The sequence below is a fragment of the Micromonospora sp. 15K316 genome (assembly GCF_004348525.1).
In the GTDB taxonomy this organism is placed as follows: domain Bacteria; phylum Actinomycetota; class Actinomycetes; order Mycobacteriales; family Micromonosporaceae; genus Micromonospora.
Genome location: NZ_SMKG01000313.1, coordinates 1 through 5578, shown reverse-complemented (window position 1 = coordinate 5578; position 5578 = coordinate 1). Strand labels below are relative to the sequence as shown.

Sequence of the window (5578 nt, the reverse complement as noted above, 5' to 3'; positions counted from 1 at the left end):
GGGCGAGCCGGGCGCCTAGTTATCAGTCGGTTCGGGGGTGGGCGCCTGGGCCCGGGCGCGGGATCACGTCGCGAGGCCGGTCCACCAGGTGCCCCTGATCGCAGCGCAGCTCGACGCGGACCTCGGCGCCGCAGTCCCGGTGCCCGACGCTCAGCGGTGAGCCGTCCGGGTCGGCGAGGTAGCGGTCGCCCCAGCCGAGGACGGCGACGAGCACCGGCCAGAGGTCCGCGCCCATCTCAGTGAGTCGGTACTCGTGTCGCACCCGGCTGCCCGGCTCCCGGTACGGCTCCCGGCGCAGGACGCCCCGCTCGACCAGGACGGCCAGGCGGTTGGTGAGGACCTGGCGCGGGATCCGGGTGCGTACGCGCATGTCGTCGAAGCGGCGGATGCCGTTGAACACCTCGCGGAGCACCACCAGGGTCCACTTCTCGCCGAGGATCTCCATCGCCCGGCCGATGGTGCAGTTCTCCACCGACCAGTCCAGCGCCGCGGGTCTCATGACGACCAGGCTAAGTCTCGTTGACAGACTCAGCAACGCCCTGCCAGGCTGCGTCCATGACGCAGACGCAGGACACGGCGCGCAGCCGCACCTTCTCCTGGTCCGACCCGGCCGTGAACGCCGCCGAGCTCGGCCGCCGCGGCGGGCTCGAGACACTCCGCGCGATGATCTCCGGTGAGCTGCCCCCACCACCGGTGATGCGGCTGCTCGACATCGGCCGGATGACCGTCGACGAGGGACACGTCACCGTCGAGATGACGCCACAGGAGTTCCACTACAACCCGCTCGGCAGCGTCCACGGCGGAATCCTCTCCACCCTGCTCGACACGGCCGCCGGGTGCGCCGTGCACAGCACGCTGCCGGCCGGCGTCGGCTACACCTCGCTGGACCTGAACGTGAAGTTCCTCCGGCCGGCCACCGTCGGCTCCGGCCTGCTCGTCTGCGTGGGCACCGTCCTGCAGCGCGGCCGGCGGACGGCGTTGGCCGAGGCCCGCGTCACCGACGCCGGCGCGCGCCTGATCGCCCACGCCATGAGCACCTGCCTCGTCTTCCCGGTCAACCCCGCGCCCTGAGCCGGGCACACCGGAGCGGGCCCGCTGCCAGGGCGTCGGGGTGGCCGGCGGCGCCGCTGCCGGGGAGCCGGGGCAGCCGGGCGGCCCGCTGCCGGGGAGCCGGGGTGGCCGGGCAGCGCCGCGAACTCCCGCCGCAACGGCCCGGCCACCTGCCGCGAACCCACCCCGACCCGCGTGACCGCACGCCGCTGCGGCGCCCGGCGACCGTACGAACGGGTCAGCTCACCAGCGGCTTCAGGTCGACCGCCGGTGGCGTCCAGGCGTCGGCCGTCGCCGCCACCTGGTCGCCCGAGCGGATGTCCTTCACCTCGTCACCCGCGCCCTCCGCGCCCGGGAACCAGACGTACGGGATGCGCCGCCGCTCGGCGTACCGGATCTGCTTGCCGAACTTCGCGGCGCTCGGCGACACCTCGGTCGGGATCCCCCGCCGGCGCAGCGCCTCGGCGACCCGGTTGCTGGCCACCCGCAGCTCCTCGTTGGTCACCGCGACCAGGACAGCGGTCGGCACGTCCCGGGAGATCTCCAGCGCGTCGGTGCCGAAGAGCAGCCCGAGCAGCCGGGTGACCCCGATGCTGATGCCCACGCCGGGGAAGCGGACCGCGCCGGAGCTGGCCAGGTTGTCGTACCGGCCGCCGGAGCAGATCGAGCCGTACCGCTCGTAACCGCGCAGCTGGGTCTCGTAGACGGTCCCGGTGTAGTAGTCGAGACCCCGGGCGATGCGCAGGTCGGCCACGCAGAGCCCCGGCGAGTGCTCGGCGGCGGTCTCCACCACCCGGACCAGCTCCTCGATCCCCTCGTCCAGCAGCGGGTCACTGACCCCGAGGGCGCGCACCGCGTCGGCGAAGGAGGCGTCCGGGGCGGAGATCTCGGCCAGCGCCAGGCACGCCTTCGCCTGCGCCTCGCTCGCCCCGGCGGTCTGGGCCAGCAGCTCCGCGACCTTCGCCGGGCCGATCTTGTCGAGCTTGTCGACCGCGCGCAGCGCTGCCTCCGGATCGGTCAACCCGATGCCCCGGTAGAAGCCCTCGCAGATCTTGCGGTTGTTGACCTGGATCCGGACCTCGGGGATCGGCAGCGACCGCAGGGCGTCCCCGATCACCAGCGGCATCTCCGCCTCGTGGTGCGGGGCGAGGGTGTCCCGGTCGACGATGTCGATGTCGGCCTGGACGAACTCGCGGTAACGCCCCTCCTGCGGTCGCTCCCCCCGCCACACCTTCTGGATCTGGTAGCGCCGGAACGGGAACTGCAGCTTGCCCGCGTTCTCCAGCACGTACCGGGCGAACGGCACCGTCAGGTCGAAGTGCAGGCCGAGCGCGTCGTCACCGGCCGGTCCCTGCTCGTCGTCGTGCAGCCGCCGGATCACGTAGACCTCCTTGGAGGTCTCCCCCTTGCGCAGCAACTGGTCCAGCGGCTCGACCGCGCGGGTCTCCAGCGGCGCGAAGCCGTACAGCTCGAACGTGGCGCGGATCCGGTCGAGCACGTACTGCTCGATCATCCGCTGCGACGGCGTCCACTCCGGGAAGCCGGAGATGGGCGTGGGCTTGCTCATGACGTACTCCTTGACTCCCGCGCGCCGCGCGGTCGGTCGGTGCCCGCGCCGTCGCGCGGGGGCGGATCAGAGGCCTCGGGTGGGTACGGCCGGGCGCGCGTCGCCGGACCCCGCCGCCTCGATGAGGTACGGGTTGGTCGCGCGCTCGCGGCCGATCGTGGTCGTGGGTCCGTGGCCGGGCAGGACGACTGTCTCGTCCGCCAGCGGGAGGATCTTGTCCCGCAGGCTGGTGACCATCGCCGGCATGCTGCCGCCCGGCAGGTCGGTGCGACCGATCGAGCCCGCGAAGAGCACGTCGCCGGAGAGGCAGATCTCCTCCGCCTCCCAGCGCGAGCCGGCGCCGGGCATCCGGAACAGCACCGACCCGCCGGTATGGTTTGGAGCGTGGTCGACGGTGATCTCCACACCGGCCAGCGTCAGGGTGGCGCCGTCGGTCAGCTCGGCGACGTCGTCCGGCTCGGAGTAGGTCAGCCGGCCGCCGAAGAGCGCGGCGAGATCCGGGGAGAGACCCTTGGCCGGGTCGGCGAGCAGCTCCCGGTCGCCCGGGTGGACGTACGCGGTGATGCCCCGCGCGCCGCAGACCGGCGCCACCGAGAAGGTGTGGTCGAGGTGGCCGTGGGTGAGCAACACGGCGGCCGGGTGCAGGCGGTGCTCGGCGAGCACGGCGTCGAGCCGGTCGAGTACGCCGATGCCGGGGTCGACGACCACGCACTGCTCCCCCGGCGCCGTGGCCACCACGTAGCAGTTGGTGCCGAAGGCGTCGGCGGGAAAGCCGGCCACGAGCACGTCCGCTCCCCTTCCGTCGACATGAGGTCCGTCCCTGATCAGCCTAACCGGCGGCGCGCGGCATATTCGCGGGACCATCCGTCCCGCCGGCACCGCCGGACACAGTGACGCGCTCCGATAAGCAGAGCAAGGACCTCGTACACCACATACACAGCTGGTAGCCGTACACTCTGGCGAGCGTGTGGCGTGGCGCACTGCCCCACACGGGCGTGCGACGTCCACGGCGCCGGTGACGACCAGGGTAGAGGAAGGGGAGCACGGGTGGCTTCCAGCAGGGACCGGCAGCGCAAACTGGCACGGGCCAAGCTCGATCGCCAGATGGTCCGCCGGGCGGCGCGGGTCAAGCGGCGGCGACAGATCCAGGCCGGTGTGGGCGCCGCCGTGGTGCTCGCGCTGATCGTGGTCGGCTCGGCCTGGGCGCTCGGTGCCTTCGAATCCGAGCCGAAGGAGAACACCGCCGCCGAGGAGGTCTGCCTCTGGACGCCCCAGGACGGCACCGCCAACGCCAACCTGAAGGACGTCGGCACCCCGGAGACCACCGGCCTGCCCACCGAGGGCACCCGGGCGATGACGGTGACCACCAACCAGGGCGCGCCGATCACCGCCGACCTCGACCTGGCCGCGGCCCCGTGCGCCGCGGCGAGCATCGCCCACCTGTCGAGCCGGTCGTTCTTCGACAACACCAAGTGCCACGAGATCACGGCCGAGGGCGCGCTGCGCTGCGGTGACCCGAGCGGCACCGGCCTGGGCGGCCCGACCTACTCGTTCTACAACGAGAACGTGCCGGACGCGCCGGAGCCGAGCCCGTCGGCCAGCCCGACCGGGAAGCGGCCGCCGGCGTACCCGAAGGGCACGGTCGCGATGATCGCCAACCCGCCGGGCTCCAACGGCAGCCAGTTCCTGCTCTTCTTCAAGGACTACGCCCCGGACGAGCCGACCTACCCGATCATCGGCAAGGTCACCGGGGGCCTGGACGTCCTGGAGAAGATCGGCAAGCTCCCGACCGTGGACAATGGGGCAGGAGCCAAGGTCAAGCCCCAGACCGACGTGGTGATCCAGAGCCTCACCGTCGGCGAGCCGACGACCGGCGCGCCGGCCGCCACGCCGTCCGGCTCGGTCGCCCCGCCGCCCAGCCCGAACGCCGGCTGAGCGACCCAGACCCCGCAACGGCACCCCACCGCGCCCGACGACAGACAGTCCAGGAGGATCCAGGCGTGACGTCCACCAGAGAGCGGCAGCGCGCGGCGGCACGCGCCCGGCTCGAGAAGGAGATGGCCGAGCGCGGGGCCCGGGCCCGCAAGCGCCGGCAGACGCAGGCGATCGTCGGGGCGAGCCTCGCCCTGCTGCTGGTGGTGGCCGGTACCGTCTGGCTCGCCACCAGCCTCGGCGGGGACGACGACGCCGCCGGCACCGACACGGCGGCGCAGGGCCTGGCCCAGTGCCCCTACGTCGAGATCCCCGCCGACCAGCGGACCAAGGAGATCAAGGACGTCGGGGTGCCGTCCAACCAGCAGTCGACCACCGGCGTCCAGACCTTGACCCTCGACACGAACCTGGGCCCGATCACCGCCAAGGTCGACCGGGCCCTGGTGCCGTGCACCGCGGGCAGCTTCACCCACCTGGCGGAGAAGAACTTCTTCGACAACACCAAGTGCCACCGGCTGGTCACCGAGGGCATCAAGGTGCTCCAGTGCGGCGACCCGAGCGCGACCGGCAAGGGTTGGCGGGAGACCGACGGCACCGGCGGCCCGAGCTACCGGATGGCCGAGGAGAACCTGCCGACCGACAAGCGGCCCCCGTACCCGGAGGGCGTGATCGCGATGGCGAAGTCGCAACAGCCGGGCAGCACGGGCAGCCAGTTCTTCATCGTCTACGGCGACTCGCCGCTTCCTCCGGACTACACAGTGCTCGGCACGATCACCGGCGGGCTGGACATCGTCAAGGACGTGGCGAAGGCCGGCGACGACGGCGCCTTCGGGCAGCAGGCCGGTGGCGGTCACCCGAAGAAGGAGATCGTCATCAAGAAGCTGACGATGAGCGCCCCGCAGGGCTGACCCGCACAGGTACCACGAAGCGCCCGCCGGTGAACCCGGCGGGCGCTTTCGTTCGCCCCCCTTGTCGGGACGCGCGTCGCCGGCGGGGCACCCCGCCGTTCGGGCGGCCGGGCGGCGGGGC

The 5578-nt window shown here is 72.6% G+C and carries 6 protein-coding genes; 3 read left to right on the top strand and 3 right to left on the bottom strand.

What is annotated here, in order from left to right; genetic code table 11:
• Window positions 1-22 precede the first annotated feature (22 nt).
• Window positions 23-499 (bottom strand): helix-turn-helix domain-containing protein, encoded by a 477-nt coding sequence (locus E1211_RS30390; RefSeq protein WP_132353402.1) that lies wholly within the window; start codon window positions 497-499, stop codon window positions 23-25.
• Window positions 500-555: 56 nt separating this feature from the next.
• Here E1211_RS30390 and E1211_RS30385 point away from each other — a divergent pair, with 56 nt between their 5' ends.
• Entirely contained in the window at window positions 556-1071 is a 516-nt protein-coding gene (locus E1211_RS30385) for a PaaI family thioesterase (RefSeq protein WP_132353400.1), read from the top strand.
• Window positions 1072-1288: 217 nt separating this feature from the next.
• Here the strand turns inward: E1211_RS30385 and hisS are convergent, their stop codons facing one another.
• Complete coding sequence (hisS, locus tag E1211_RS30380; protein WP_132353398.1) at window positions 1289-2617, bottom strand: histidine--tRNA ligase; 1329 nt, start codon at window positions 2615-2617, stop codon at window positions 1289-1291.
• 66 nt (window positions 2618-2683) lie between these two features.
• A complete protein-coding gene (locus E1211_RS30375) occupies window positions 2684-3403 on the bottom strand; it encodes an MBL fold metallo-hydrolase (protein ID WP_132353396.1) in 720 nt (239 codons plus the stop codon).
• Between the two features lie 261 nt (window positions 3404-3664).
• On the opposite strand from E1211_RS30375, the gene E1211_RS30370 reads away from it, so the two are divergent.
• Both E1211_RS30370 and E1211_RS30365 read left to right on the top strand, forming a co-directional pair.
• Window positions 3665-4552, top strand: a complete 888-nt coding sequence (locus E1211_RS30370) for a peptidylprolyl isomerase (RefSeq protein ID WP_132353394.1) — start codon at window positions 3665-3667, stop codon at window positions 4550-4552.
• Window positions 4553-4617: 65 nt separating this feature from the next.
• Window positions 4618-5457 (top strand): peptidylprolyl isomerase, encoded by an 840-nt coding sequence (locus E1211_RS30365; protein ID WP_132353392.1) that lies wholly within the window; start codon window positions 4618-4620, stop codon window positions 5455-5457.
• The last annotated feature ends 121 nt before the right edge of the window (window positions 5458-5578 follow it).

What these genes read in the sequence shown, in the direction of transcription:
- E1211_RS30390 (WP_132353402.1), bottom strand. Translation starts at nt 499, where the DNA reads ATGAGACCCGCGGCGCTGGACTGGTCGGTGGAGAACTGCACCATCGGC.
- E1211_RS30385 (WP_132353400.1), top strand. Translation starts at nt 556, where the DNA reads ATGACGCAGACGCAGGACACGGCGCGCAGCCGCACCTTCTCCTGGTCC.
- hisS (WP_132353398.1), bottom strand. Translation starts at nt 2,617, where the DNA reads ATGAGCAAGCCCACGCCCATCTCCGGCTTCCCGGAGTGGACGCCGTCG.